This window comes from Cyanobacteria bacterium QS_8_64_29 (assembly GCA_003022125.1).
Taxonomy (GTDB): Bacteria; Cyanobacteriota; Cyanobacteriia; order Cyanobacteriales; family Rubidibacteraceae; genus QS-8-64-29.
This window is the reverse complement of record PXQH01000007.1, coordinates 31,865-57,285: the sequence shown is the minus strand read 5'-3', so window position 1 is coordinate 57,285 and position 25,421 is coordinate 31,865. Positions and strand designations below refer to the sequence as shown.

At 64.8% G+C, this 25,421-nt stretch carries 25 protein-coding genes; 11 read left to right on the top strand and 14 right to left on the bottom strand.

Annotated features, from left to right (window positions below; translation table 11 throughout):
* From BRC58_02110 to BRC58_02080, 7 genes are all read right to left on the bottom strand, one after another.
* Positions 1–633: a glutathione S-transferase gene (locus BRC58_02110; GenBank protein ID PSP19072.1), complete on the bottom strand. Its 633-nt coding sequence runs from the start codon at positions 631–633 to the stop codon at positions 1–3.
* Between the two features lie 20 nt (positions 634–653).
* A complete protein-coding gene (locus BRC58_02105) occupies positions 654–1,340 on the bottom strand; it encodes a glutathione S-transferase (GenBank protein PSP19071.1) in 687 nt (228 codons plus the stop codon).
* 44 nt (positions 1,341–1,384) lie between these two features.
* Complete coding sequence (locus BRC58_02100; protein ID PSP19070.1) at positions 1,385–2,281, bottom strand: lipid kinase; 897 nt, start codon at positions 2,279–2,281, stop codon at positions 1,385–1,387.
* Between the two features lie 33 nt (positions 2,282–2,314).
* On the bottom strand, positions 2,315–4,342 hold the full coding sequence (gene ligA / locus BRC58_02095; protein ID PSP19069.1) for a DNA ligase: 2,028 nt from the start codon (positions 4,340–4,342) through the stop codon (positions 2,315–2,317).
* A gap of 27 nt (positions 4,343–4,369) precedes the next feature.
* Complete coding sequence (locus tag BRC58_02090) at positions 4,370–5,203, bottom strand: CPBP family intramembrane metalloprotease (protein PSP19068.1); 834 nt, start codon at positions 5,201–5,203, stop codon at positions 4,370–4,372.
* 5 nt (positions 5,204–5,208) lie between these two features.
* The gene (locus tag BRC58_02085) at positions 5,209–5,514 is read right to left on the bottom strand and encodes an ATP-dependent Clp protease adapter ClpS (protein PSP19067.1); all 306 of its coding nucleotides are present in this window, start codon (positions 5,512–5,514) and stop codon (positions 5,209–5,211) included.
* A 70-nt stretch (positions 5,515–5,584) separates the two neighbouring features.
* Positions 5,585–7,525 (bottom strand): tRNA uridine-5-carboxymethylaminomethyl(34) synthesis enzyme MnmG, encoded by a 1,941-nt coding sequence (locus BRC58_02080; protein PSP19066.1) that lies wholly within the window; start codon positions 7,523–7,525, stop codon positions 5,585–5,587.
* 323 nt (positions 7,526–7,848) lie between these two features.
* Here BRC58_02080 and psbB point away from each other — a divergent pair, with 323 nt between their 5' ends.
* The 5 genes from psbB (at position 7,849) to BRC58_02055 (ending at position 12,856) form a co-directional block, all read left to right on the top strand.
* Positions 7,849–9,384, top strand: coding sequence for a photosystem II chlorophyll-binding protein CP47 (gene psbB / locus BRC58_02075; GenBank protein ID PSP19065.1), 1,536 nt, complete (start codon positions 7,849–7,851; stop codon positions 9,382–9,384).
* A gap of 122 nt (positions 9,385–9,506) precedes the next feature.
* On the top strand, positions 9,507–9,614 hold the full coding sequence (gene psbT, locus BRC58_02070) for a photosystem II reaction center protein T (GenBank protein PSP19064.1): 108 nt from the start codon (positions 9,507–9,509) through the stop codon (positions 9,612–9,614).
* A 163-nt stretch (positions 9,615–9,777) separates the two neighbouring features.
* Positions 9,778–10,314, top strand: coding sequence for a transcriptional regulator NrdR (locus tag BRC58_02065; GenBank protein PSP19063.1), 537 nt, complete (start codon positions 9,778–9,780; stop codon positions 10,312–10,314).
* 150 nt (positions 10,315–10,464) lie between these two features.
* Positions 10,465–11,430 (top strand): 30S ribosomal protein S1, encoded by a 966-nt coding sequence (locus tag BRC58_02060; protein ID PSP19084.1) that lies wholly within the window; start codon positions 10,465–10,467, stop codon positions 11,428–11,430.
* Between the two features lie 166 nt (positions 11,431–11,596).
* The gene (locus BRC58_02055; protein ID PSP19062.1) at positions 11,597–12,856 is read left to right on the top strand and encodes a methionine adenosyltransferase; all 1,260 of its coding nucleotides are present in this window, start codon (positions 11,597–11,599) and stop codon (positions 12,854–12,856) included.
* Between the two features lie 74 nt (positions 12,857–12,930).
* Here the strand turns inward: BRC58_02055 and BRC58_02050 are convergent, their stop codons facing one another.
* The 5 genes from BRC58_02050 to BRC58_02030 are packed head-to-tail and all read right to left on the bottom strand — an operon-like array spanning position 12,931 to position 17,545.
* On the bottom strand, positions 12,931–13,542 hold the full coding sequence (locus BRC58_02050) for a dephospho-CoA kinase (GenBank protein ID PSP19061.1): 612 nt from the start codon (positions 13,540–13,542) through the stop codon (positions 12,931–12,933).
* On the bottom strand, positions 13,532–15,082 hold the full coding sequence (cobA, locus tag BRC58_02045; protein PSP19060.1) for a uroporphyrinogen-III C-methyltransferase: 1,551 nt from the start codon (positions 15,080–15,082) through the stop codon (positions 13,532–13,534). The genes BRC58_02050 and cobA overlap by 11 nt, the downstream gene beginning before the upstream one ends.
* On the bottom strand, positions 15,079–15,729 hold the full coding sequence (locus BRC58_02040) for a hypothetical protein (GenBank protein PSP19059.1): 651 nt from the start codon (positions 15,727–15,729) through the stop codon (positions 15,079–15,081). Before BRC58_02040 ends, cobA begins: the two co-directional genes overlap by 4 nt.
* 12 nt (positions 15,730–15,741) lie before the next feature.
* On the bottom strand, positions 15,742–16,668 hold the full coding sequence (locus BRC58_02035) for a homogentisate phytyltransferase (GenBank protein PSP19058.1): 927 nt from the start codon (positions 16,666–16,668) through the stop codon (positions 15,742–15,744).
* Between the two features lie 16 nt (positions 16,669–16,684).
* On the bottom strand, positions 16,685–17,545 hold the full coding sequence (locus tag BRC58_02030; protein PSP19057.1) for an SAM-dependent methyltransferase: 861 nt from the start codon (positions 17,543–17,545) through the stop codon (positions 16,685–16,687).
* 268 nt (positions 17,546–17,813) lie between these two features.
* On the opposite strand from BRC58_02030, the gene BRC58_02025 reads away from it, so the two are divergent.
* On the top strand, positions 17,814–18,281 hold the full coding sequence (locus BRC58_02025; protein PSP19083.1) for a DUF98 domain-containing protein: 468 nt from the start codon (positions 17,814–17,816) through the stop codon (positions 18,279–18,281).
* A gap of 673 nt (positions 18,282–18,954) precedes the next feature.
* Here BRC58_02025 and BRC58_02020 read toward each other — a convergent pair.
* On the bottom strand, positions 18,955–19,893 hold the full coding sequence (locus BRC58_02020; protein ID PSP19056.1) for a phosphorylase: 939 nt from the start codon (positions 19,891–19,893) through the stop codon (positions 18,955–18,957).
* 234 nt (positions 19,894–20,127) lie between these two features.
* Here BRC58_02020 and BRC58_02015 point away from each other — a divergent pair, with 234 nt between their 5' ends.
* From BRC58_02015 to BRC58_02005, 3 genes are read left to right on the top strand one after another with little or no spacing between them, the layout of a single operon-like run.
* Complete coding sequence (locus BRC58_02015; protein PSP19055.1) at positions 20,128–21,417, top strand: aminotransferase class I/II; 1,290 nt, start codon at positions 20,128–20,130, stop codon at positions 21,415–21,417.
* A 28-nt stretch (positions 21,418–21,445) separates the two neighbouring features.
* The gene (locus tag BRC58_02010) at positions 21,446–22,585 is read left to right on the top strand and encodes a hypothetical protein (GenBank protein PSP19054.1); all 1,140 of its coding nucleotides are present in this window, start codon (positions 21,446–21,448) and stop codon (positions 22,583–22,585) included.
* A complete protein-coding gene (locus tag BRC58_02005; GenBank protein PSP19053.1) occupies positions 22,582–23,544 on the top strand; it encodes an epimerase in 963 nt (320 codons plus the stop codon). Before BRC58_02010 ends, BRC58_02005 begins: the two co-directional genes overlap by 4 nt.
* A 4-nt stretch (positions 23,545–23,548) precedes the next feature.
* Here the strand turns inward: BRC58_02005 and BRC58_02000 are convergent, their stop codons facing one another.
* Entirely contained in the window at positions 23,549–23,845 is a 297-nt protein-coding gene (locus BRC58_02000) for a hypothetical protein (protein PSP19052.1), read from the bottom strand.
* 154 nt (positions 23,846–23,999) lie between these two features.
* On the opposite strand from BRC58_02000, the gene lepB reads away from it, so the two are divergent.
* A complete protein-coding gene (gene lepB, locus BRC58_01995) occupies positions 24,000–24,617 on the top strand; it encodes a signal peptidase I (protein ID PSP19051.1) in 618 nt (205 codons plus the stop codon).
* 30 nt (positions 24,618–24,647) lie between these two features.
* Positions 24,648–25,403 carry a hypothetical protein gene (locus BRC58_01990; GenBank protein ID PSP19050.1) on the top strand — a complete coding sequence of 252 codons (756 nt, stop codon included), beginning with the start codon at positions 24,648–24,650 and terminating at the stop codon, positions 25,401–25,403.
* The last annotated feature ends 18 nt before the right edge of the window (positions 25,404–25,421 follow it).

Genomic DNA, 25,421 nt, shown 5'->3' with positions numbered 1-25,421 from the left:
TTAGGCCTGCACGGTGCTCCGCTGGCGCAGCCGCTGCTGCCAGCTCGCCAGCACCGGTAGCGCGCAATCGGGCCCGAGCTCGACCCGTTGGGCAAACTCGAGCGTTGCGAACGCGAACAAATCGGCCGCGCTCAAGCGATCGCCGAGCAACCATGGCCCCCCGGCAGCCAGCGCGGCATCGAGCGCGGGCCAAAAGCGCTGCGCGCGCCAGCGGCCGCGCTCGGCCAAGGCCGGAATTTGCTCGATGGGGTCGGGACCGGGCAGGGCGCGATCTGCAAAGGCGGGGGACTGGTTGCGCAGCGCATCGGCAGTTGGCCCGTACCCCGCCAGCTCGATGCGACGCAACCACTCGGCGATGCGAGCTTGCTCTAGTGCCGTCTCGCCCAGTAGGGGCAGATCCGGCTGCTGGGCTTCCAAGTAGCGGCAAATGGCTTCCGAATCGCCAATGACCGTTCCGTCCTCGAGCGCGAGCGCCGGTACCGTGCAGCGCGGCTGGATCTGGCGGTACCACTCCGAAAACTGCTCGCCCGCGCGCAGATCCACGCTGACCGTGGGCAGCGACAGCCCTTTTTCGGCGGCAAACAGGCGCACCTTGCGCGGGCTGGGCGCGCCTTCAAACTCGTAGAGTTTCATCGCTAGGCGGTGCCCTGCTCCTAGGTCCCGAACAAATTGGCTCGGGCCGTTTCGTCCATCTCGCTGGGGTCAATGTGGCGATCGGCGAGCAAATCGAGCCCTCGTTGAACCGCCGGTCGCGCCTGGATGTCTTCAAACCAGCGCTTGAGGTGAGGATAATCGGCCAAGTCCTGGCCTTGCTTATCGTAGGGGACGATCCAGGGAAAGATGGCCATATCGGCAATCGAATACTCGCCGGCGACGTAAGCTTGCAGGGCGAGCTGCTCCTCGAGGACCCCATACAGGCGCGCGGCTTCCTGGGTGTAGCGCTCGATCGCGTAAGGGATGCTCTCGGGCGCGTACTGGCGAAAGTGATGGGCCTGGCCCAACATGGGGCCCACGCCGCCCATTTGGAACATCAGCCACTGGATGGCGCGGTAGCGCTCACGCGGCTCAGCGGGCAAAAAGCGGCCGGTTTTCTCGGCTAGGTACAGCAGGATGGCACCGGATTCAAACACCGGGTACGGTTCGCCCCCCCGGCCATCCGGATCGACAATGCTGGGCATTTTGCTGTTGGGGTTGATGGCGCGGTAGTCAGCCTCAAACTGATCGCCGGCCAGGATGTTGACCGGGTGCACTGTATAGGGCAAGCCCAGCTCTTCTAGCAAGATGGAGACTTTCCAACCGTTGGGCGTGGGCCAGTAGTAAAGCGCAATGGGATCGCTCATGGCGGGACTCTGCAGGCGTTGGCTGGGATTGTAGCTGTAGTGGGTCAGCCAGCGCTTCGGCCCTCGCTAGCGCCAGCCGGGACCAGCACGGGCAGGGCTTGCGGCACGAGGTGGAATTGGGCCGGGGTACGCGCGGTAATTTCGCCGTCGGTGTTGATGGAGCGCGGGCGGCGCGTATAAACCTTAAATTCGGTGCCGTGCAGCACCCGGACCTCGGGGCGCTCGAACAGCGTGCCGTAGCGCAGCGCCGGCAACAGGCGCAGCATCTGCCACCAGTGCCGGATCTCGAGGCTGTAGCAATCCAAGCGGCCGTCATCAATCTGGGCGTCGCTGACAACGGTCATGCCGCCGCCGTAGTGGCGGCCGTTGCCCACCGCAATTTGGGCGGTGCGGACGAACAGCGACTCGCCGCCTGCATAAATCTTGGCCCGAAAGGGCCGCGATCGCGCTAGGATTCGCGCGGCCGTTGCCAAATAGGCCAATACCCCCCAGCGGCGCTTGGCCTGCTTGCTCATCCGCTGGGCGACGCGGACGCTCAGACCCAAGCTGGCAACGTTGAAAAAGTGCTTGCCGTTGACGCGACCCAAATCGATGTACTGGATCCGCCCGTTCGCTGCAATATCGCAAGCGGCGGCCAAGGTGGCCGGAATGCCCAAAGTCCGGGCGAGGTCGTTGGCCGTTCCCAGCGGCAAGATCCCCAGCGGGAGCTGCGCCTCCAGGATCCCTTCCACCGCAGCGTTGAGCGTCCCGTCGCCGCCGCCCACAATGACGCGATCGACGCGGTCGCGGTACGCCCGAATCGTCGAGGCCAGCTGCTGGGGGCGCTCGAACTGCTCCAGGGCCAGCTCCAAGCCCAGCGCCTGCAAGCGCTCGATCACTTCGTGGCGGTAACGGTTCCCCTGACGGGCGTGCCGGTTGAGCAGCAGGAGCGCGCGAGCCATGGCGAGCTAGCCGAGTGACGCTCCGAGTCTAGCTCATTGGGCCGGCAGCATCTCGTACAGCTGGCCTTCGCTCAAAACGGGAACGCCCAACGCTTGCGCGCGCTGCAGCTTGCTGCCCGCCCGCTCGCCAGCTACCAGGTAGTCCGTTTGGCTTGTCACCGAGTTGGTGACCCGACCGCCAGCCTCCTCGATTAGCGCTTGGACCTCCTGGCGCTTGAGCGTTGGCAGGGTCCCGGTCAGGACGAAGGTTTGGCCCGCCAGCGGTTGCCGGACCGGTTCGCGCCGCTCTTCCGGCGAGAGTGCCAGTTGCAGTCCCAGGACTTGCAGCTCCCGAAGGAGGGCTTGGTTGGCCGGGATGCGGAACCACTGATGGACCGAGCGCGCAATCTCGGGCCCAATGCCCTCAATGGCCTCGAGCGACTCGGGCTCGGCAGCAGCGAGCGCCTCAACGCTAGGAAACTGCTGGCCCAGCAGCTCGGCATTGACCCGGCCGACGTACCGGATGCCCAGCGCGTACAGCACCCGCGGCCAGCGGCGCTGCTTGGACGCTGCGATCGCGCGCACCAGGTTGTCGGCCGATTTGGGCCCCATGCGCTCCAGCTGGGTGAGCTGCTCGCTGGCGAGCGTGTAGAGATCGGCCACTGAGCGGACCACCCCCCGCGCCACGAATTGCTCCACCAGCTTCTCGCCCAAGCCTGTAATGTCCATGGCCTCGCGCGACGCCCAATGATTGAGGCTGCCGCGCAGGATGGCCGGACAGGAGGCATTGAGGCAGCGGGTGATGGCCTCGCCCTCTGGCCGAGCGAGCCCGGAACCGCACTCGGGGCAGTAGGCAGGCATCTGAAAAGGTGGAGCCCCCTCAGGCCGAAGCTCGGGCAACACGCGCACGATCTCGGGGATGATCTCGCCGGCTTTGCGCACCACGGCCGTATCGCCCACGCGAACGTCCAACTGGGCCAGATAATCCGCATTGTGGAGCGAGGCGCGCTGCACGGTCGTGCCGGCTAGCTGCACCGGCTCGAGCTGCGCCAGCGGCGTCACGGCGCCAGTGCGCCCGACGTTGACTGTGATGTCGCGGACGCGGGTGGGGGCTTCCTCGGCCGGGTATTTGAGCGAGATCGCCCAGCGCGGGAACTTTTGCGTAAAGCCCAAGCGCTGCTGCAGGGCAAAATCGTTGAGCTTGACCACCACACCGTCGGTGACGTAGTCCAGCGCCTGGCGCCGCGTTTCCCAGTGGCGGTAGTACTGCTCAATGGCTGACCGATCCGGACAGCGCTGCCGGTGGGGGTTGACCTTAAAGCCCATCTGCTGCAGCAGCTCTAGCGATGCCCACTGCGTGCCGGGGGCATGTTGCGCGTCGCCATCGGGCAGATAGAGGGCGTAAGCAAAAAAATCCAGCTGTCGCTGCGCCACCACTTGCGGATCGAGCTGGCGCAGCGTTCCCGCCGCCGCGTTGCGCGGATTGGCAAACGCTGCTTCGCCGTTGGCCTCGCACTCGCGGTTGAGCTGCTCGAAGCGCTCGCGGGGCAAAAAGGCCTCGCCGCGCACCTCCACCCGCGGTGGAGGGTCTGCCAGCTGCAGCCGCAGGGGAATGGTGCGGATCGTGCGGACGTTGGGGGTGACATCTTCCCCCTCAAGGCCGTTGCCGCGGGTGGCACCGCGCACTAGCACGCCGTCCTGGTACGTCAGCGCTAGGGCCGAGCCGTCGATTTTGAGCTCGCAAACGTACTCAAAAGCCTCGACGTCGGGCGCTTGACGCTGCCAGCGCTGCTCCCACGCTGCTAGCTCGCCCAGATCGAAGGCGTTTTCCAGGCTGTAGAGCGGAATGTCGTGCTGGATGGTGGGAAATCCCTCAGCCGGCTCGGCCCCTACGCGCTGGGTGGGGCTATCGGGGGCAACCAGCTCAGGGTGCTGGCGCTCGAGCGCTTGCAGTTCCCGGTAGAGGCGGTCGTAGACCTCGTCCGCCATGATGGGCGCGTTGCGGACGAAGTAAGCGTGATCCGCTTCGCGCAGTTGGGCCTGCAGCTGCCGGACGCGCTCTCGGGGATCCGCAGAAGCCATGGGCACGGCCGGATCGCGCGGCGGGGCTTATCGCGGCTGCCTACGGCGGGCAGCCCGGCGCAATCGTAGCGCGATGCCGCCCAGCAGCAGGAAACCGGTGGCACTGGCAGCCGGGTGCCCGTCAAAGGCGGTTGCCCATGTAGGGAGCTCGACTGGATAGCGCACCAACTCGCCCACATCAATGGCGTAATGCCCCCAAACCAAGCCTGCATGCAGGCCGATGGCCAGCCCCAGCTCGCCGCCGCGCGCGCGCCGGGCCCACGCCAGCGCAGCGCCCAAAACGATCAGCCCGGGCAGCGCCGGGAGCGATTGCAGCAGCTGCGGCAGCGGCTGCACGTAATGCAGCGAGGCGTAAATGCCAGCGCTCGCCCATAGGGCCGTACCGGCGGCATAGTCGCGCTGCAGCTCTTGCAGCAGCCAGCCGCGAAAGACCAGCTCTTCTGCGAGTCCCACCCCCAGCGCGCTCAGCAACCCCTCGCCCAGCAAGCGCGGCAGCGCTAGGGCAGGGGGTTGCAGTAAGGCCCAACCCAGCCCTACCTCAGTCGCCAGCAGCCCCGCGATCGCGGCGGCACCGACCCCAAACCCCTGCAAAGCATCCCGCCCCGCTGCTGGGGTTGTCGTTAGGCCGTAGTACCGCAGCGGCTGGCGCACGCGCTGAACGCGCCGGCCCCACACTCGCAACAGCCCGACGAACAGTACAAACGCTCCCCCAGCGCTCGCCACCGTTTCGGCGCTGGGCCGAGTGGGTAGCAGCCAGGCAGCCAGGGCGGCGAGCGGGAGCCACGGCAGCAGCCAAACCGCGACAAAAACACCCAGGCGCAGCGGCGCCGGACGCTGCGCCAAGGCCTGCCAGTAGCGCATGCGCGCTACTCTTCCGGTTCGATGGTGCTGGTCAGCCCGTGGCTTTGTAGGGTCTCGCAGTAAAACTCAGCGGGCTCCAGATCGCAAGCGATCACCAACGAGAGACCGCTGTTGTGCGCCTCCATCATGATGTCGATCGCTTGCGGCTCGCTCAGGCTGGGCACGGTTTGCAGCAGCGCCTGCACGACGTGCTCCATGCTATTGACATCGTCGTTGTGCAGTAGGACCCGATAGCGCGGCGCCAGCTGGCGCGAGGTCTCGTTTTTCTCGACGGTCTGAACGCCGGGATTCTCAACGAGTGGCGCGGGCATGGTTGACCTCCTTGTAGCGCGATCGCGTCGCCCCTACTTTATCGAGCGAGCTCGGGATCCGTAACGGGCATCAAGCCGGCGGCGTACTGGCCGGCGCCGTCGAGGGAGCAGCCTGGGATTGCCGCTCGCGCGACTCCAGATACACCAGCAGCGCATTAACGTCGGCCGGGTTAACGCCCCCGATGCGCGAGGCCTGCCCGAGCGTCAGCGGCTTGAGCTGGTTGAGCTTCTCGCGCGCTTCCATCGAGAGGGTATCTAGGCTCATGTAGTCGAGATCTTGGGGCAACCGCCGGTGGGCTTGGCGGGTGACGCGATCGATTTGATCCTGCTGGCGCTGGATGTAGCCGGCGTATTTGATCTCGATCTCGGCCCCTTGTCTCTCCAGGTGATCGAGGCTGGGGTCGCCCAGGCCGTAGGCCTCGAGGCTGTCGTAGTGAAACCCGGGCCGCTGCAGCAGCTTAGCCAAAGACACCGACTCTTTGATGGGCTGGCCCGTATCGGCCATGAGGGCTTGGGCGGTTTCGTCGCGCTCTTTGAGGCGCGTTTGCTCCAGGCGCTGCCGCTCGGCCTGGATGTTGGCTTGCTTGCGTTGAAAGGCCGCCCAGCGGCGATCACCGATCAGCCCAATCTCGCGCCCTAGCGGCGTCAGGCGCCGGTCGGCGTTGTCCGCACGCAGCACCAGCCGGTACTCGGAACGGCTGGTCAGCATGCGGTAGGGCTCGCGCAGCTCCTGGGTGCAGAGGTCATCAATTAGCGTCCCGATATAGCTTTGCTCGCGCGGGAAGACGACGGTTGGCTGGTTACGGGCGAAGCGCGCGGCGTTGATGCCGGCCACAATGCCCTGGGCAGCGGCCTCCTCGTAGCCGGTGGTGCCGTTGATTTGCCCGGCGCAGAACAGCCCCTCGAGCTTTTTGCTTATCAGGCTGGGATAGCACTGGGTGGCCGGCAAGTAGTCGTACTCGACCGCATAGGCCGGACGCAGCATCTGGCAGCGCTCGAGGCCCGGAACGGTTTGCAGCATCCGCAGCTGCAGTTTCTCGGGCAGCCCCGTCGACATGCCCTGGATGTAGAGCTCGGGGACCTCCCGGCCCTCGGGCTCGATGAAGATCTGGTGGCTTTGCTTGTCAGCAAAGCGCACGATTTTGTCTTCGATGCTGGGGCAGTAGCGCGGCCCTTTGGAGTCAACCCAGCCCCCATAAACCGGAGTCAGGTGCAGGTTGTCCCGGATCAGCTGGTGCGTTTGGGGGGTGGTGTAGGTCAGGTAGCAATGGGTTTGCTCGCGCTGCACCCAAGCCTCCGGGTCGAAGCTGAACCAGCGCAGCTGCTCGTCGGGGGGTTGGGGGGTCATGCGGTCAAAGTCAACCGAGCGCTTGTCGACCCGCGCCGGCGTCCCGGTTTTGAGGCGATCCGTTTCGAAGCCTAGGCGATTGAGGGTTTCGGTGAGGCCCATGGCGGGAAATTCCCCTGCCCGGCCGGCCGGCATGGATTTGTTGCCCACCCAGATGCAGCCGCCTAGGAACGTTCCGGTTGTCAGCACAACCGTACTGGTGGCAAAGCAACCGCCAAAATAGGTCTCGACCCCAGCTACCTCACTGTTGGGCCCCAGCACCAAATCGGTCACCATGCCCTCGCGCACGGTCAGATTGGGTTGGTTCTCCACAATCTGGCGCATGGTCCGGGCGTACTCGCGCTTGTCCGTTTGCGCGCGCAGCGCCCAGACAGCCGGTCCGCGCGAGGCATTGAGCAGCCGCTTTTGCAGGTAGGTTCGATCGGCCATCTTGCCGATTTCGCCGCCCAGGGCATCGACCTCGTGGGCAAGCTGAGACTTGGCAGGCGCGCCGACAGCAGGATTGCAGGGCTGCCAAGCAATCTTGTCCAAATTGAGGGTGAGCATGAGCGTTCGGCAGCCCAGCCGTGCCGAGGCTAGAGCCGCTTCGCAGCCCGCATGGCCCGCACCAACGACAACGACATCGAACGCGTCCTGAAATTCAGCTTGATCGTAAGCGGTCACGGTTGCCTGGGTTGAATAGGAAAGCTGGCACGCACGTTGCGGCCCAATTATAGCGAGCTCGCTCGTCGCAGCCGCCGGGCGTAGCGCCAACGGCCCAGGCGGCAGCAATCCCCACAAACGCGCGCTTGAAAACGATCGGGGTTGGCGTTACACTTCGTTAAGCGATAGCCCCGTTTCTCTAAGCTGCTAGCGGTCGTCGTCCGGGCTCGAGCGGCTAAAGCTGACACGCCTAGGATGCGGGGAGAACAGTTTTAAACTGATATAGGCTTAAAGAAGCATTGAACTGCAGCGATTGACCTAACGGATTAAAAGGAGCGTGGTCGATGGGACTACCTTGGTATCGCGTGCATACGGTCGTGCTCAACGATCCGGGACGCCTGATCGCCGTCCATTTGATGCACACAGCGCTGGTCGCCGGATGGGCGGGGTCAATGGCCCTCTACGAGCTGGCTGTTTTCGATCCCAGCGATCCCGTGCTAAATCCCATGTGGCGGCAGGGCATGTTCGTCATGCCCTTTATGGCGCGCCTGGGCGTGACCGAATCCTGGGGCGGCTGGAGCATGACAGGCGAGACGGCCGTCGACCCCGGTTTTTGGTCGTTTGAGGGCGTCGCGATCGCCCACATTGTCCTGTCGGGACTGCTGTTTCTGGCAGCCTGCTGGCACTGGGTTTATTGGGATCTGGACCTGTTTTTCGACGATCGCACGGGCGAGCCGGCCTTGGACCTGCCCAAGATGTTCGGCATTCACCTGTTTTTGGCCGGGCTGCTGTGCTTTGGGTTTGGCGCCTTCCACCTGACTGGCCTGTTTGGCCCCGGCATGTGGGTCTCCGACCCGTACGGGTTGACCGGCCACGTTGAGGGGGTTGCGCCCGAGTGGGGACCGGCTGGTTTCGATCCCTTCAACCCAGGTGGCGTTGTCGCCCACCACATTGCGGCCGGGATTGTTGGCATTATTGCCGGGATCTTCCACCTGGTCGTTAGGCCGCCAGAGAAACTCTATAAAGCCCTGCGCATGGGCAACATCGAAACCGTGCTCTCCAGCAGCATTGCGGCCGTATTCTTTGCGGCCTTTGTGGTCGCCGGGACGATGTGGTACGGCAGCGCGACCACGCCCATCGAGCTGTTCGGTCCCACCCGCTACCAGTGGGATCAAAACTACTTCCAGCAGGAGATCGAGCGCCGGGTGCAAACCAACATGGCAGCCGGCGACACGCGCGAAGAGGCGTGGGCCAAGGTTCCGGACAAGCTGGCGTTCTACGACTACATCGGCAACAACCCGTCTAAGGGCGGCCTGTTCCGCGTCGGTCCCATGAACGAAGGGGATGGCATTGCCCGCGCTTGGCTGGGCCATTCGGTCTTTCAGGACAAAGCCGGTCGCGAGCTGACCGTTCGCCGGATGCCCAACTTCTTCGAGAGCTTTCCGGTGGTCCTAGAAGACCAAAATGGCGTGGTTCGGGCCGACATTCCCTTCCGCCGTGCCGAGTCCCAATACAGCATCGAGCAGCAAGGCGTGACGGTCTCGTTCTATGGCGGCGAGCTGAGCGGGCAGACCTTTACCAATCCGGCAACGGTCAAAAAGTACGCCCGCAAGGCCCAACTAGGCGAGCTCTTCCGCTTCGATCGCGAAACGCTCGACTCGGATGGCGTGTTTAGGACCAGCCCGCGCGGTTGGTTCACCTTCGGGCATGCCGTTTTTGCCTTGCTGTTTTTCTTCGGCCACATTTGGCACGGCTCGCGGACCCTATTCCGCGATGTCTTCGCTGGCGTCGATCCCGATCTAGAAGAGCAAGTTGAGTTTGGCGCCTTCAAGAAAGTGGGCGATGTCACCACGCCCCGCGAAGAAACCGAAACCGTGTGAGCGATTCGCTGCTTAGTGAGTTCGCGGTGGTTCAATAGAGGTGGCTGCGGCCACCTCTATTGCTAATTCGCCACGGTTTAGCAAATTGCTACACTGATAGGTGGAGCTAGGGGATCCGCACCATGGAAGTCGTTATTTACGTCCTGGTTCTAGCAGGTGCAATTGCCACGCTGTTTTTTGCGGTTGCCTTCCGTGAGGCGCCACGGGTTAATAACAGCGACAACGAATAGCGCGGCTGCCATCGGTACAGTCCGCCATTTCCTGGGCCGCTCCTTGCTTGACTGGTAGCAGTTGCGAGCGCGCGGCTCAGGCTTTCGTATAGCGTGCTCGGGAGCTTGGGAATAGGCATCAGTCCGCCTCACGCCATGGGGATTCCCCCGCGCCACTGCCATCATGCAATGTCCAGCTTGCCAGCATACTGACAGCCGCGTTCTCGAGTCCCGCTCCACCGAGAGCGGTCAAAGCATTCGCCGCCGCCGGGAGTGCTTGTCCTGCCAGCATCGCTTTACGACTTACGAGCGCGTTGAGGCCATCCCCACCACCGTTATCAAGCGCGATGGCAGGCGCGAGCCGTTCGAGCGCGACAAGCTGCTGGGCGGTATGGCGCGGGCTTGTACCAAAACGGGGGTGACGCGCGAGCGCCTAGAAGCCCTGCTGGAGGCGATCGAAACGCAGCTGCAAAAGCGGTCGGGTCCTGAGGTGACCTCGCGCGAGCTGGGCGAGTTGGTCCTGTCGCACCTGCGCCCCGAAAGCGAGGTCGCCTACATTCGCTTTGCCTCCGTCTGCCGCGGCTTTCAAAATATCGAGGACTTTTTCGCAACGCTCAGCAACTTGCAAGCCGATCCGGATGCCACCCAACGCGGGAAAGCGCCGCGCGGTTCTTCCGGTCGCGACGCCTGGGACCATCCCTCGTCGCTGCTGGCACCCTAGCTCGCCCCAGCGGATTGTAAGTTAAGATTGGGTACCGCTTGCGTGAGCTGGGCTACCCAGCTCACGCTCGTGCCGCCTCGGAGCCTCGATCGCTCCCTGCGCGGGCCAAGCGATCGCAACGTCCAACACACGCCAGCAAACGCAGCCCCCATGGTCAGCCAGCAAACCACGGCCCCCAACGCGCAGATCGGGTTTTCGCACGAGGATTTTGCCGCCCTGCTCGATCGTTACGACTATCACTTTACGCCTGGCGACACGGTGCCAGGCACTGTTTTTAGTCTAGAGCCGCGGGGCGCTTTAATCGATATTGGGGCCAAAACGGCTGCGTTTTTGCCCATTCAGGAGATGTCGATCAACCGCATCGACAGCCCCAGCGAGGTCCTGCAGCCGGATGAGACGCGGGAATTTTTCATCCTGACCGATGAAAACGAGGACGGGCAGCTGACGCTGTCGATCCGCCGCATTGAGTACATGCGGGCTTGGGAGCGCGTTCGGCAGCTCCAGGCCGAAGATGCCACCGTTCGCTCCAACGTGTTCGCCACCAACCGCGGCGGGGCCCTGGTGCGCATCGAGGGGCTGCGCGGTTTCATTCCCGGCTCGCACATCAGCACCCGGCAACCCAAGGAAGATTTGGTATCGCGGGAGCTGCCGCTGAAGTTTCTGGAGGTGGATGAAGACCGCAATCGCTTGGTGTTGAGCCACCGGCGGGCGCTGGTCGAGCGCAAGATGAGCGGCCTCAAGGTCGGCGAGGTGGTACTGGGCTCGGTCCGCGGGATCAAACCCTACGGGGCCTTTATCGACATTGGCGGCGTCAGCGGCCTGCTCCACATCTCCGAGATCTCGCACGACCACATCGATACGCCGCACAGCGTCTTTGGCGTCAACGACGAGCTCAAGGTCATGATCATCGACCTGGATGCCGAGCGCGGCCGGATCTCGCTATCGACCAAGCAGCTCGAGCCCGAGGCGGGCGACATGTTGCGCGATCGCCAGATCGTGTTCGATCGCGCCGAAGAAATGGCCGCCCAGTACCGCCAGAAGCTACAAGAGGCAGCCGAGGCAAGCGAGGAAGCCGATAGCGAGGCAGTCCCCGAACAAATGGAAGTGGGCCATTAAGGCCGATCCGAGCGTACCCCAGCAGCGACCACCCAAGGTTGCCGCCTTGCGGTGTGCTTTGGACTACCCAAGCTGCTACGATGGGTAGCTACACAAAAGCTATAGTTGCCGTTAGCAAGCGCTTGCGACTCAACTTTTGACCGCTTGCAAGGAGGATTAGCAACCATTGTCTCGCCAATTTTTATTTAGTTCCGAGTCCGTCACCGAAGGCCATCCCGACAAGATCTGCGACCAGATCTCGGATGCCTTTTTGGATGCCCACCTGAATGGGGATGACCAGAGCCGCGTCGCCGCCGAGCTGCTGGTCAATACGGGCTTGGTCATGGTTAGCGGCGAAATTACGTCTGCAACCCAGGTGGACTACGTCGATCTGGTCCGCAACAAGCTCACCGAGATCGGCTACACCGATGCCGACAACGGCTTCTCGGCCGATAGCTGCTCCGTGCTAGTGGCGCTCGACAAGCAGTCCCCCGACATCTCGCAGGGGGTCTCGAGCGCCCAAGAGAGCCGCGAAAAGCTCAGCGAGGACGAACTCGACAGCATTGGGGCTGGCGATCAGGGCTTGATGTTCGGCTTTGCGTGCAACGAAACCCCCGAGCTCATGCCCATGCCCATCAGCCTGGCCCACCGGGCAACGCGCCGCTTGGCCGCCGTCCGCAAAACCGGCGATCTGCCCTACCTCCGCCCCGATGGCAAAAGCCAGGTCACGGTTGCCTACGAAAACGGCAAGCCGGTGGGCATCGACACAATCCTGCTCTCGACCCAGCACGATCCCAGCGTCGATGGGACCAGCGACGAGGACAAAGTCCACAGCAAAATCCAGCAGGACCTTTGGGAAGCCATCGTCAAACCGGTCTTTTCTGACATTGACGTCAAGCCCGATGCCAACACCAACTACTTGGTCAATCCCACCGGCAAATTCGTCGTGGGCGGCCCGCAGGGCGACTGCGGCCTGACCGGTCGCAAGATCATCGTCGATACCTACGGCGGTTACGCTCGGCACGGCGGCGGTGCTTTCTCGGGCAAGGATCCGACAAAAGTGGACCGCAGCGCCGCTTATGCCTCGCGCTACGTTGCCAAAAACATCGTGGCGGCTGGCTTGGCCGATAAATGCGAGGTCCAGCTGAGCTATGCCATCGGCGTAGCGCGGCCCGTCAGCATTCTGGTCGATACCTTCGGGACCGGCAAAGTAGAAGAGGATCGCCTGCTCGAGCTCGTCAAAGCGTACTTCGAGCTGCGCCCAGCCGGCATCCTGCAAGATTTCAACTTGACGGGCCTGCCGCGGCAGCAGGGCGGCCGCTTCTATCAAGATATCGCCGCCTACGGTCACTTCGGGCGCACTGATCTGGAACTGCCCTGGGAGCGCACCGATAAAGCCGAAGCGCTGCGGGAAGCGGCCAAACAAAGCGCCAAAGCTGGCGCCTAACCCAACTGCTGCAACCAAGCGGCAGCCTACTGCTGCTCGCACCATCGGCGACCGCAGATGCGGTCGCCGGTTTGCTAGTGGGAGGCAGCCCGCTGCGGTGGGGAGCGCACTGCTTCATCCGCTTGCTGCAACAGCCGCTCGCGGGGGCCCGTATTGTCCAGTACCACGTCGGCGGCCGCCATTTTGTCCGCTAGCGGCCACTGGCTGGCGATGCGATCGCGCAGCTGCCGCTGCGAGAGGCCATCGCGCGCCTGCAAGCGCGCCAACTGCTGCTCGCCGTTACAGTGCACGACCCAGATTTCAGTCGCCAGATCGCCCATGCCGGCTTCAAACAAAAGCGGGACGGCCAAAACGACCGTGGGGGCCTGGAGCTGCGCCAGTGCTGCCTGGAAGCGCTCGCGCACGTAGGGATGGATTTGGCGCTCCAGCCAGCGCCGCTCGCGGGCGTCGCCAAAGGCGAGCTTGCCCAGCGCCGCCCGATCCAAACTGCCATCGGGTTGCTGTAGGTGGCGGCCGTAGCGCGCCAAGATGGCTTCTAGGATGGGCGAGCCCGGCCGGACGGCCTCGCGCGCGTAGGCATCGGCATCCAGCACCGGCAACCCGTGGGCTTGCGCCAAGTGGCGCGCTACGGTGCTTTTGCCGGTACCTATGCCCCCTGTCAGTCCGATGGTGCGCTTAGGCCCCATCGCCGTAGAACTGCGTGATCGCTTGCGTTAAACCTGCCAGCGTATGCTCGCTTGCTTCCACATCCAAGCGCCCGAAGGCCTCGCGGCAGGCTTGCGAGGTTTGCGGCCCAATGGAGGCGATGCAGGTAGGCTGCAACAGCGAAGCAGGCGTCTCTGGCGACCCGGGTGGCAGGGCGGCCGCTAGCAGGCGGGCGAAGTTGTTGACGGTCTTGGTGCTGGCAAAGGTGACCGCATCCACTGCGCGATTTTGTAGGGCAGCCAGCGCAGCTGGTGCCAACTGCGACGGGCACCCCGACTGGTAGGCTGGCACTTCGGTAACCTGCCCGCCCTGCTCGGTGAGGGCCGCCACCAGCATCTCGCGCCCGCCGGTCTCGACGCGCGGGAACAAAAACTGGCGGCCGGCGACCGGTTCGGGGAAGGTCTCGATCAGCGAGTCGGCAACGTAGTTGGGCGGGACAAAATCGGCCCGAACGCCGCAATCCTGCAAGCGCTCGGCGGTTTTTTTGCCCACGGCAGCGATTTTAAGGCCAGCCAGGGCTCGCCCATCCAGCCCGCGAGCGGCCAGCCGCTCGAAGAAGTAGCGGACGCCGTTGCCTGAGGTCAGGATCAGCCAGTGAAAGCCGTCCAAGCGCGCGATCGCCCCATCCAGCGGCGCCCAACTCGAAGGCGGGCCGATCTCCAGTGCAGGCGCTTCCAAAACGCGCGCGCCCTGCTGCTGCAGCAGCTGCGCCAAGGCCCCCGCCTGTTGGGCCGAGCGGGTAACCAGCGCCGTTTTGCCGCTCAGCGGGAGCGGCTGGGCCTCAGGCGTGGCAGCAGAGGATGGCATGGGGATTCGCAGTTGCACGACTTCTCCCACAATAGTGACGCTCGGCGCCAAGCTAGCGTTAGCCGTTTGGTTGGCAATGTCGGCCAGCGTCCCGATCCAAACTTGCTGTTGGGGGCGCGCGGCATCGCGCACGACCGCGACTGGGGTCTCGGGCGCGCGGCCGTGCCGCTGCAAGCGCTCGGTCGCGATCGCCAGGTGGCGCCCGCCCATTAGCAGCACCAACGCATCCAGTCGCGCCAGCGCCGGCCAATCGAGGCAATCGGGCTGGTGGGCGCTCAGCACGGCAAAGCAGCGGCCCCATTCGGCATCGGTCAGCGGGATCCCAGCCAGCAGCGGCGCCGCCAAGGCCGAGGAGATCCCCGGCACGATCTCGAAATCGCAGCGGGCGGCTTGCAGGGCCTGCATCTCGCCGCGCGCGCGCCCGAAGATGAGCGGATCGCCGCCTTTGAGGCGCACAGCCTGCAACCCCTGTTGGCAGTAGGCCACCAGCCAGCGCTCGATTTGGGCCTGGCTGGGACCATTGCGACCGGCACGCTTGCTGACATCGACCAGCTGACAATCGGGCGGGACCCACTGCAATAGCTCGGGGTCTGCCAGGCCGTCGTAGAGCAACACCTCGGCGCCCGCGATCGCCTGCTGGGCGCGGCGCGTCAGGTAAGCGGCCGTCCCCGGTCCGGCCCCCACCAAATAGGCCTTCCCCGCCCGCGCGCTCATGAGTGCTGCTCGCTCGGTTCTGCGTCCTCGGCTGCAGGGGAGGGAGGCTCCGCCAGCTGCTGCAACTCTCGGTCCACGGCCGCCACCATGGCCTCAACGCCGTTGGCAGCGTAAATGGCCCGCGCCCGCTCGAGCGCCTCGCGGGCGCGCTCGGCCTCACCTTGCTGCTGCAGTGCCAGGCCCAGAACGCGGTGCGCTTCGGGGTAGCGGCTGGGCTTGATGCTGGCTGCTTGCTGAAATTCGGCGATGGCGCTGTCGGGATTGCCCTGCTGCAGCTTGGCTTTGCCCAGGCTCAGGTGGGCATCGACGTTTTGGGGCGAGCGCGCAACCGACTGGCGCAGCACCTCAACAGCCTCCTCAAGGCGGTTTTGCTGAATGAGCGCATCCCCCAGCAGCAGGCGGGCCATATCGTTGCTGCGCTGCCGCGCGATCGTTTGCTCTAGCAGCGGAATGGCGTGCTCGTAGTCTCCCTGGCGATAGCGTGCTAGGGCGCGGTTGAACAGGCTGGCTGTCGCCACCGAGCGCGCCAGCAACCCGATCGCCAGCGTTAGCAGCAGCGCGACGACCCCGGCGGCCAGCCAATCGAAGGCGGGCGAGCCCTCGAGCGCGAGGGGCATGCCGCTACTGGTATGCAGCAAGCGGGGCATGAGCCATGGGCCTCAGATAAAAGCGGCGGGAAAAACAGCGTATTCTAAAAAAAACAGCCGCCAGATGAACTGATAGAAGCGCGCAATGGCACGGTTGTCTTGCAGGTTAACGCGCTGGCTGCGCGCCCAGAGTAGTCCCAACAACCCCAGGTGCGTGCCCACCAGCAGCGGGACATTGGCGCCCGGCAGGCCGCTCAATCCAGCCAGCGCGATCCCCAGATAGCACGCCGCAATGGTGGCGCGGGCGCTGTTGAAGATCGCACGCTTGCCCAGCAGCAGCGTAAAGGTGGCAATGCCGTAGCGCCGGTCGCCTTCCGTATCGGGCACGTCTTTGAACAGCGCGATCGCCACCGAAAACACCACCACGAACAGCGCCAGCGCGATCGCCGCAGGCGGCAGGGCGGCACTGCCCGCAACAGTGCGGCCAAAGTGCAGAAATAGCCCCACATTGACGATCGCGCCGCGCACCGACAGGATACTGACCGCCGCCCAGAAGGGAAAGCGCTTCAGGCGCACCGGCGGCAGCGAGTACGCCGTGCCGATGGCCAGACTGCCGCCCACAGTCGCCAGCAACCAAGGCCCCAGCCATCCGGCCAGGGCCAGCGCCAAACCGGCTGCAACCGCCACGATTGCCTGCGCTTGCTGGCGCGAGATCTCGCCCGCTGCCACGGGCAGGTGGGGCTTGTTGACCCGGTCGATGGCCAGATCCTGGATCTGGTTGAGGCCGACAATGTAGAGGTTGCCGCCAGCGCAAGCCAGCCAAGTCCCCAACAGCTGGCCGGCACTCGCCAGCGTTGGGGCGCGATCGGCGGTTGCCAGCACCAGCGCGTAAAGCGAGAGGACGCTGAGCGTGGTCCCGATGAACGTATGGGGGCGCCAAAACTTCCACAGGCTGCGGAGGCCGGCAACCCCAACCCACTGGCCGTTTCCGTGCGCCATGCCAAGCCATTGTTTCCTATCGGCGCGCGCAGAGCAAGCCGAACCGCAGCGTCCCGCGCGCGTAGGCTTGCCGCATCAGGCCCATGGCCAGCGCTGCCTGCACCGTCGAGCGTCCGCTCTGCAGCAAGCCCGCCAGGGCCGCTGGGGTTAGCGCCGAGGCGATGACCGCCTCCCAGAAGGGTGCTACCGCGCGGGACCGCTCGTCCGAGCGCAGCTCGCGAAAGCCGCACTCGCGGGCGATCGCTTCGTATGCCGGCAGCGAAATCAGTGGGGGCAAGCAGTAAACCCGGTAAATGGCGGCCAGGCGATCGCGCTCCTGCTGGGTTAGCTCGCCGGCCAGCGAATCGGTGGGGCGGCGGCACCACACCGCCATAACCAAACGGCCTCCCGGTCGCAGCACTCGGTAGCACTCGCGCAGGAACTGCGTTTTGTCGGGCATGTGCTCGCCGCTCTCGAGCGACCACACCAGATCGAACTGGCAGTCGGCAAATGGCAGTTGCAGGGCGTCGGCAACGCGGAAGCGAGCGCGCTGGGACAGGCCGGCGGCTTGCGCCCGCTGCTGGGCTCGCTGCGCCTGCACTGGCGAGAGCGTGATGCCGGTGGCGCTAGCCTCAAAACGCCGCGCGAGCTCGAGTGTGGCGCCCCCAACGCCGCAGCCCACATCCAGAATGGCCTGCGGCGGCTCGCGCTGGGGGGTGACGGCGGCCCACGCCAGCAGTTCCTCGATGGTGGCGATTTGGGCTTGCCGGTGGGGGAGCTGGCGCCGGCCGTTGCGGCCGTAGTAGCCGTGGTGCATGTGCTCGCCCCAGATGCGCTCCCACAGGGGGGTAGCCGTATCGTAGAACTGTTGGATTTGTTGGTTGAGCGGCGCAGGCATGAGCAGCGTTGGGGCCGGGGTCGCTCTCAGCCTACTCTAGGGCAGCTGCCATCCCAGAAGGCGTTACGATAGAGCCGATTAAGCTCTGTAAAGTAACAGCGGCCGCACGCGCTCGCTCGAGCGCCCCTACCCAATCCATCCGGTGACTCGCTCAGACCCACCGACGCTGTCAAAATCGTGGTACGCCCTAACGCCGCTGTGGGAGGGCGGTCCCGAAACGGTGCGGCAGGGGCTACCGCACGAGCAACTGGCGCCTGCCTGGCAGCTCATGCTGTTGGGTGACGGATCGCCCACCCGGCACTTGCGGCTGCTGACCCGCGAGGCCATTGCCGTCGATGTTACCGACATGTCGCCCATTGGCGAGGCCTGGGATGGGGCTCCCGAGGCCATCCAGCTACTGCCGGGACCCAAGCTGCGTCGGCAGGTCTGGCTGCGAACGGCTTCCGGAACGCAGCTGGCTTACGCCGTGTCTTGGTGGCACACCGCGCAAGCAGATGCCTACCTCGCCAACTGGTCCCTTCCGGTCTGGGACAATCTCTCGCGCTGGCAGGCCGAGCTATTCCGCGACATTCGCGGCATCTGCTACGGGCAAGCGAGCGCGCTGGAAGCTGCTTGGCGCGAGCAGGGCCCCTTCTGGGGGCGCCATTATCTGTTTTGGCACCAGGGACAGCCGCTAACGCTAATTTACGAGGTCTTCTCGCCCTACCTGCGCCACTATCTAGGGCTGCCCAACTAGCGCTGGCTTGGGCGCACTAGCCAGGGGGTAACCCAGAGCAATAATGGAAAAAGCCCTGGGGGTCTGGCCTTGTTTCGACGCCCCAGGGCTTTCCATGTTCGATCACTCCCCAGTGACCACGTGCTAATTATGCTAGCCAGCGGCTGCTAGCACGTCAACCCAGCGCGACGGCTTCGCTCGATCACGGCCAGGCCGCGCACCGGATGGGAGGCGGCCGCCATCAGCCTTGTTGTCGGGCTTGGCGCTCTCGGGCCACTCGCTGGAACAAGGCATTGTACTCGGCGTGGCCTTCCAGAAACACCACGTTGAGCGTAAGCGGATCTTCGGTGTCGCGCGGACGCCGGGCCCTTCGGTGACCTGGCGCTCGGGGGGAGCGCCTTCGCGCTCGTTGCCGGTCAGGATGTAGAAGCGACCGTCGAAGGGGCGCGTCCTCGGATGTAGTCGGGATCGATGGGGCCGCTCGAGCGGATCGGCAACCAATCCCATGCAAACGCCATCCAAATCCCGGATGATCGGCAGGTTGTCTTCGTGTGCCAGGAGCTGGGCGAACTTGTCGTGGTTGAGCGATAGCGACAGCTCGTGCAGGAACAGATCCGAGAAGACGATCGCGATCCCTCGATTGAGCCCTCACCTTGCAAGCATGCCAGCACCGACAGGACGCGCTCGCGCGCCCTCAGGCAGGCGAGCCGCGGGTAGTACCGGCTGTTGCTTGCAGCACGGCCAGCGGCCCGCGTGCTTGCAGGCGCTCTAGTTGCTGGTGATCGCGCACCAACAGGGCACCAGCAAAGCCCAATGCATTGATCTCAATCCCGGCGACACTCCCCTGGCAGCGCGGTACGGCCAGCATCCAGTCCCGCGCGGCCAGCAGGTTGTACGGCGGCGAGGGCAGCCCTGCCTGGGGCGAGAACCCCAGCGCGCGCATCAAGCGCTGGTAGCGCTCGAGCACGCTGGCGCTACTGGCCGTGGGGGCCTGCGTCCAGCTGGGATCGAGCCGCATGAAGGCATGGGGAAAGGGCAGATGCGGCAGCCTAACGGCCCCATTGGCCGATGGGGCCGCTTCAATGGCCGGCTCGATAGGGACGGGCGGCCCTTGCGGTGCCAGCGGCAGTGGGACCAGCTGCAAGTGCTTGTGGGGCTGGCTCGCGCCGGCCGCCTCGCCTGCGTTGTAAAAGCCCAAGCCATCCACCTCGGCTAGGCACGCGCCTAGGGCCTCAAAATCCGAGGCAGTCAGCCAATTTTGCTGGGACTCAAACGCGCGCGTCACCAACAGCAGGTGGCGCTCCATAACGTTGTACTTGTTGAGCAAGCACGCGTGGGTTGCCGAAATGTCAGCGACAAACAGATCCCGCTCGTAGGGCAGGAACGGATCGCGCGATCGCGCCGTCCCGGCAGCGCGTTGGCTTGACTGCCGGGCGCGATCTTTTTGCGCCAAGTGGGCCAGCACCCGCACGGTAAAGGGGATGCCGCCTTGCTCGATGGTTTCGAACTCGGTGGGGACCGAATGGAGGGCGCCTCGCTGGCGGGCTAGCTGGGTTTGCCGCTCGATGCAGTCGATCAAGCGTCCCGGATGCTCGAGCAGCGGCTCGCGTGCGGGGGGATTGGCCTCCGGCATGGTTGTGGTTGGGTCATTCGGGCCCCATGCGGACCTTACCGGGGCTCAGTTTAGCTCGCTGCCGCTGCTTAGCTGAGGCTGAATTTGCAATACGGCGTGGCGACGCATCGCCCGCGCGGCTCTAAAATAATGACGCAAGACGCAACCTGTTGCAATTGCAAGCTAGCCTGGCTGGCTGGGAGCCACCGGCTGAGTCCGCAAGCGGCAATTCGAGCTGGGAATCAGGAGAAACCCGTGGACACCGTCAAAGAGTACGTTCGGCGCTGGTACGAGCAAGACCTCAATCCCGACGAATACGTCTGCCATACCAAGGAGGGCAATTTCGTCGATATTGAGGTGGCAGCGACTGGGAAGCGCCAGACGGTACTGACGTTTTGCACCAACGACGTCCTGGGCTTCGTCCAGCATCCGGCCATCAAGCAGGCAGCGATCGCGGCGATCGAGCACTACGGGCCCTCCAACAGCGCTTGTTCCGCCCTCAGCGGTCGCATCGAGCTGCACCGCGAGCTCGAGGGCGAGATTTCGGCCTTCAAGCAACTGGGCTACACGCAGCTGTTTCTCAATGCCTGGATGGCCTCGCAAGCGCTGATCGATGCCTTCTGCCACCTGGCCATCAAGGTGCCTGGGTTCGAGCATACGCGCGAGACGCTCATTCTCTCCGACATTCTCAACCACGGTTGCCTGATCTCGGCGGTTGCCAATGCCAGCAACCGTTCGGGCAAGGCCTTCAACCACAATCCCCCCGTGCGGACCAAAAGCTACCGCCACTGCGATGCCGACGATTTGGCGCGCAAGCTCAGGCGCTACGCCCGGCCCGGCGATCGCATTTTGGTGATCTCGGATGCGGTGTTTTCCATGGATGGCGACATTGCCCCGCTCCCCGAAATCTTGGAGGCAATGGCGCCCTACGACGGCAGCGTCCTGCTAATGGATGAAGCGCACGCCAGCGGGGCTATCGGCCCCAGTGGCGGCGGCATCTACGAGCACTTTGGACTCACCCCGCAGGATGCGATCGCGCGCGGCATTGTCCCGCTGAGGCTGACCACCTTCTCCAAGTTCGGGGCCTCAGCCGGCGCCGCCATCAGCTCCCACGTGGCTGAGCTCAAGCCGCTGTTGGATGTCTCGCCCACCTCTATTGGGACGGTATCGCTACCGCCGCCGGCGGCTGCGGCTGCCCTGGAGAGCATCCGCCAGCTGCGCCAGGCCCCCGAGCGCGTCAAGCGCCTGCAAGCCAACGCGCGCTACCTGCGCGAGCGCCTGCGCGAAGCAGGTTTTTACGTGCTGGGCGAGACCAACGTCATCCCGGTGATTTTGCCCTTGAACATCGATCCCAAACAGTTCGGGCGGCACATGCTGGAGGTCCACGGCGTATGGGTCTCGCCCATCTGGTACATTGCCAAGCCCCGCATTCGCATCACCGCCAATGCCTTGCACACCCAGGAGCAGCTGGATCGGCTGGTGGCGGCTATGGTGGAGACCCGCGATCGCCTAAGCCCCACCGCTGCCAGCGCGTGCGCGCAGTAGCCAACTCGCCCAGGGCAAGGCAGGCAAGATGGCAAGCACCGAGCGCCAGGTTGCCGTTCGGCCGGTCGCGAGCGAGCCCGACCGTCAGGCGTTTATCGATCTGCCCTGGCGGATCTATGCCGGCGACCCCAATTGGGTGCCGCCGCTGCGCAGCGAAGTGGCGCAGCAGTTCGCCCCCGACAACCCGTTTTTTAGCTACGGTACCCTGCAGCGCTTTTTGGCCCGCGGCGCCGATGGCACGCCGCGCGGGCGGATCGCGGCCATTATCAATCGGCGCCTGATCGAGCGGGAAGGGCGCAATGTCGGGCTGTTCGGCTTTTTCGAGTGCGAGCGCGATGCGGGAGCTGCGCAAGCGCTGCTCGAAGCGGCCTGCCAGTGGCTGCGCCAGCAGGGGATGGGGCTGGCCCGCGGCCCCATCGATCTGGCCACGCACAACAACTGCTTTTTCCAGATCTCGGGGTTCGATTCGCCGCCGCGGCTCATGATGCCCTATAACCCGCCCTACTACCCCGAGCTGGTGGAGCAACTCGGGTGGCACAAGGCCAAAGATGCCTACGCCTACGACTTTTCGCTGGCGCAATCGCTACCGTCCAAGTTCGAGCGGGCCTACCGTGTGGCCGTGCGCTCGGGGCTGACGCTGCGCCCCATTCGCACCCAGGGCCAAGCGTTCGAGCAGGACGCGCACAGCTTGTACGCGCTCTACAGCCGCGCGTTTAGCGCCAACTGGAGCGCCACGCCCCAGACCGAGCAGGAGTTTTTGGCGCAGGCGCGATCACTGCAATCGCTAGTGGATCCCGACATTTTCTACGTCGCCGAAGACGGCGAACGTATGGTGGGACTGACCATTGCCCTGCCCGACTACAACATTGCGCTGCGCCATGTCAATGGCAAGTTGAACTGGTGGGGCAAGCTCAAGTTTCTCTGGTACCGCCGCCAGATCGACCGGGCCCGCGTGCTGGCAATTGGGGCTCTGCCCGAGTACCGCCGGCAGATGGTGCCGCTGGCGCTGGGGTATTGCTGCTTCCAGGGCTGCAAGCAGCCCGGCAAGCGCTACCGGCAAGTGGAAGGGTCTTGGGTGTTTGAAGATAATTACGCCTCGCGCCGCCCCATCGAAGCGGCGGGCGCTCGCATCTATAAGACCTACCGCATGTACGAGAAAGCGCTATGAGGGCGCTGGTGACCGGCGCAAGCGGGTTTAGCGGTGCCCACCTCGTCCGCGCGCTCGAGCGCAACGGCCACCAAGCAGTGGGCTTGGTTCGCCCGAGCAGCAACCTCGATCGCCTGGCCGACTGCCAGTCCGAGCTGGTGCGCGGCGACATCACCGACCGCCAAACCCTGGAAGCCGCCATGCAGGGCGCAGACGCGGTCTTTCACCTAGCCGCCTATGTCGAGCTGGGCCTGGCCGATGAAGCGGCCATGACCCGCACCAACGTCACCGGCACCCAGCAAGTGCTTGCGGCCGCTCGCGCCACTGGCGTCCCCAAAGTGGTGTACTGCAGCACGATCGGCGTTCTGGGGGATACTGGCGGCCGCATCGCCGACGAAACGTTTCAGCGCACCCAAGCTGGCTTCAGCTCAGCCTACGATCGCACCAAGTACCGCGCGCAGCAGCAGGTGGATGCCTTCGCCGCGGACGGCTTGCCTGCGGTCAGCGTGCTGCCTGCTGGAATCCTAGGTCCCGGCGATCCGCACTTTGGCCCCATCGTGCAGCAGTTCCGGCAGGGCAAGCTCCGAGTTTGGGCTGGCGGGGACCGCCCGACGGGCATCGTGCACGTTGCGGATCTGGCCGCTGCCATGTTGCTGGCTGCCGAGCGGGGCACCCCCGGCGAGCGCTACATCCTCTCGGCCGGCGAGCTCACCCCCCGGCAGATGTTCGAGCTGCTAGGGAAGCAGTGGGGGATTGCCCCACCCCGCGAGATGCCCGAGCCCCTGGTGCGCCTGGCCGGCAACCTGCTCGACCCGCTCGGCCGGGCGCTGGGTTGGCAACCCCCGCTCAGCCGCGAGCGCGTGCACTACATCTATGATCGCTGTGTGCGCGTTGATGCCAGCAAGGCTCGCCAGCAGCTGAGGTGGCAGCCGCGCTCCCCGGAAGCAACCGTACAGCAGATTGCAGCGGCTCTGGATTGAAGCGCTAAACTACGAGCGCCAGCAGCGCCAGCACGCCCAAAATCACCATCAGGCCGGCGGGCATGAACTTGCGGGTCTTTTGAAACCGCAAGACGAACACGACGATCAGCACGGCCGTCACGACGGTGGCGAGCGGCGTGCCCCACTCTTGGTCGAGGGCGTTGGCAATGCCGGCCACCAGCAGCAGGATGCCGCTGACGGTGCCCGAGATTAGCGACTGCTGGCTGCGGGCTTGCAGGTAACCAATGATGCCCCCAACCAGCGCAACGAGGCCGTAGGCGATCGCGGCAAAAGTCTCCACGCTATCTTGTCCCCCAAGCACTACCGTCCCCCAATCTATCGGAGTGGTGGGGCGCTGCGCGCGCGCGATTGCATGGCCTTAATCTCAGCCAGTGGGGGCGCCCGTGCGGTTCAATGGGGAGGGTGGTCCCCACGGTTGCGACCTACTTGTTGCTATGGCGACCCAAGGCTCCGGTCCCTCCCCGAGCGCCCAGCACGCCTCCAGTCGCTGGCAAGTGCGCGAGACCTTGCAGCTAGTGGCGATCGCGCTGCTGCTGGCGTTGGCCATCCGTACCTTCATTGCCGAGCCGCGCTACATCCCCTCCGACTCCATGGCCCCCACGCTCGAAGCCCAGGACCGCCTGGTGGTGGAGAAGGTCTCCTATTATCTCCACCCGCCCCAGCAAGGCGACATCCTGGTGTTCGAACTGCCCCAGCCCCTACAGGCTCAGGGCTACGCGCAGCACCAAGCCTTCATCAAGCGCGTGGTGGGCGAACCCGGTCAGGTGGTGGCCGTGCGCGACGGCCGCGTTTGGATCGACGGTCAGCCGCTGGCGGAAGGCTACGCCGCCGACGAGCCCAGTTACGAACTCGGGCCCGTTCGGGTTCCGCCAGGCAAGCTCTTTGTCATGGGCGACAACCGCGATAACAGCAACGATTCCCACGTTTGGGGCTTTTTGCCGGTAGAGAATGCCATCGGCCGCGCCGTCTTTCGCTTTTGGCCCCCCAAGCGCCTAGGCCCGGTGGCGCTGCTGCGGAACTCGAGCGAGGCGGCGGCCGTCGAGATAGCTTGACTGCGCTGTCGATCCCAGTAGGTAAGCCTTATGGCACGCTCCTTGCCGCTTTTGCTGGCTGCCGGTCTGAGTGGGGCGTTCCTTGCCCCAATCGGGCATGCCAGTGCGGCCCCCGTGGAATCGGAGGGCTCGTCGCGCCCCAATCGAGCCAAACCGCAGGCATCAGGCGATCCTTCGACGGACGAGCCGAGCGCCACGGCGAGCGAGGCAGTGCGCTTTAGCTGCAAGTCCCCCAACGGGCAGTACACGGTGATGTATCACCCCAAAAATCAAGATGGCCAAGGCTATCCCTGGGCCATTCCCCGGCGAATGGGCGGCGGCTGGACGCCCGAGCGGCGTTGCAACACCATCGCCCAACGCCTGGAATCCTATCGGGCCGATGGCATGCAAGAGCTGCGCACGGGGACCCAAAACGGTCACGACATTGTCTGTGCCACCTCGCGCGAGGTGCCGCGCTGCCGCATCGTGCTGACGGTGCCGCCGGAGAAAAATCCGCGCGTCGTGCGCGATCGCGTCTTTGAGACCCTGCTAACGGCTGACCGAGGGCAAACCACGCAAGGCGTGGCTACCTTTGCCCCAACGGGCAACCGCGGTTCGGATTGGCTGGAGCAGATGGGGTCCCTACTGGGGGCCGACACTAACTCCGCTGGCAGCGCCGATGGCATCGACCTGCGTCCCTTCCTGGCGCCTTCGGATGGCGGTACGGGCAGCCAGCTCGATGCGCTCGAGCCAAGCAATGCGGCCTCGAGCGAGCCCAAGCAGCTCGATCCGGCCAAACTCCGCTAACCGGCGCGAGCGTTTCCC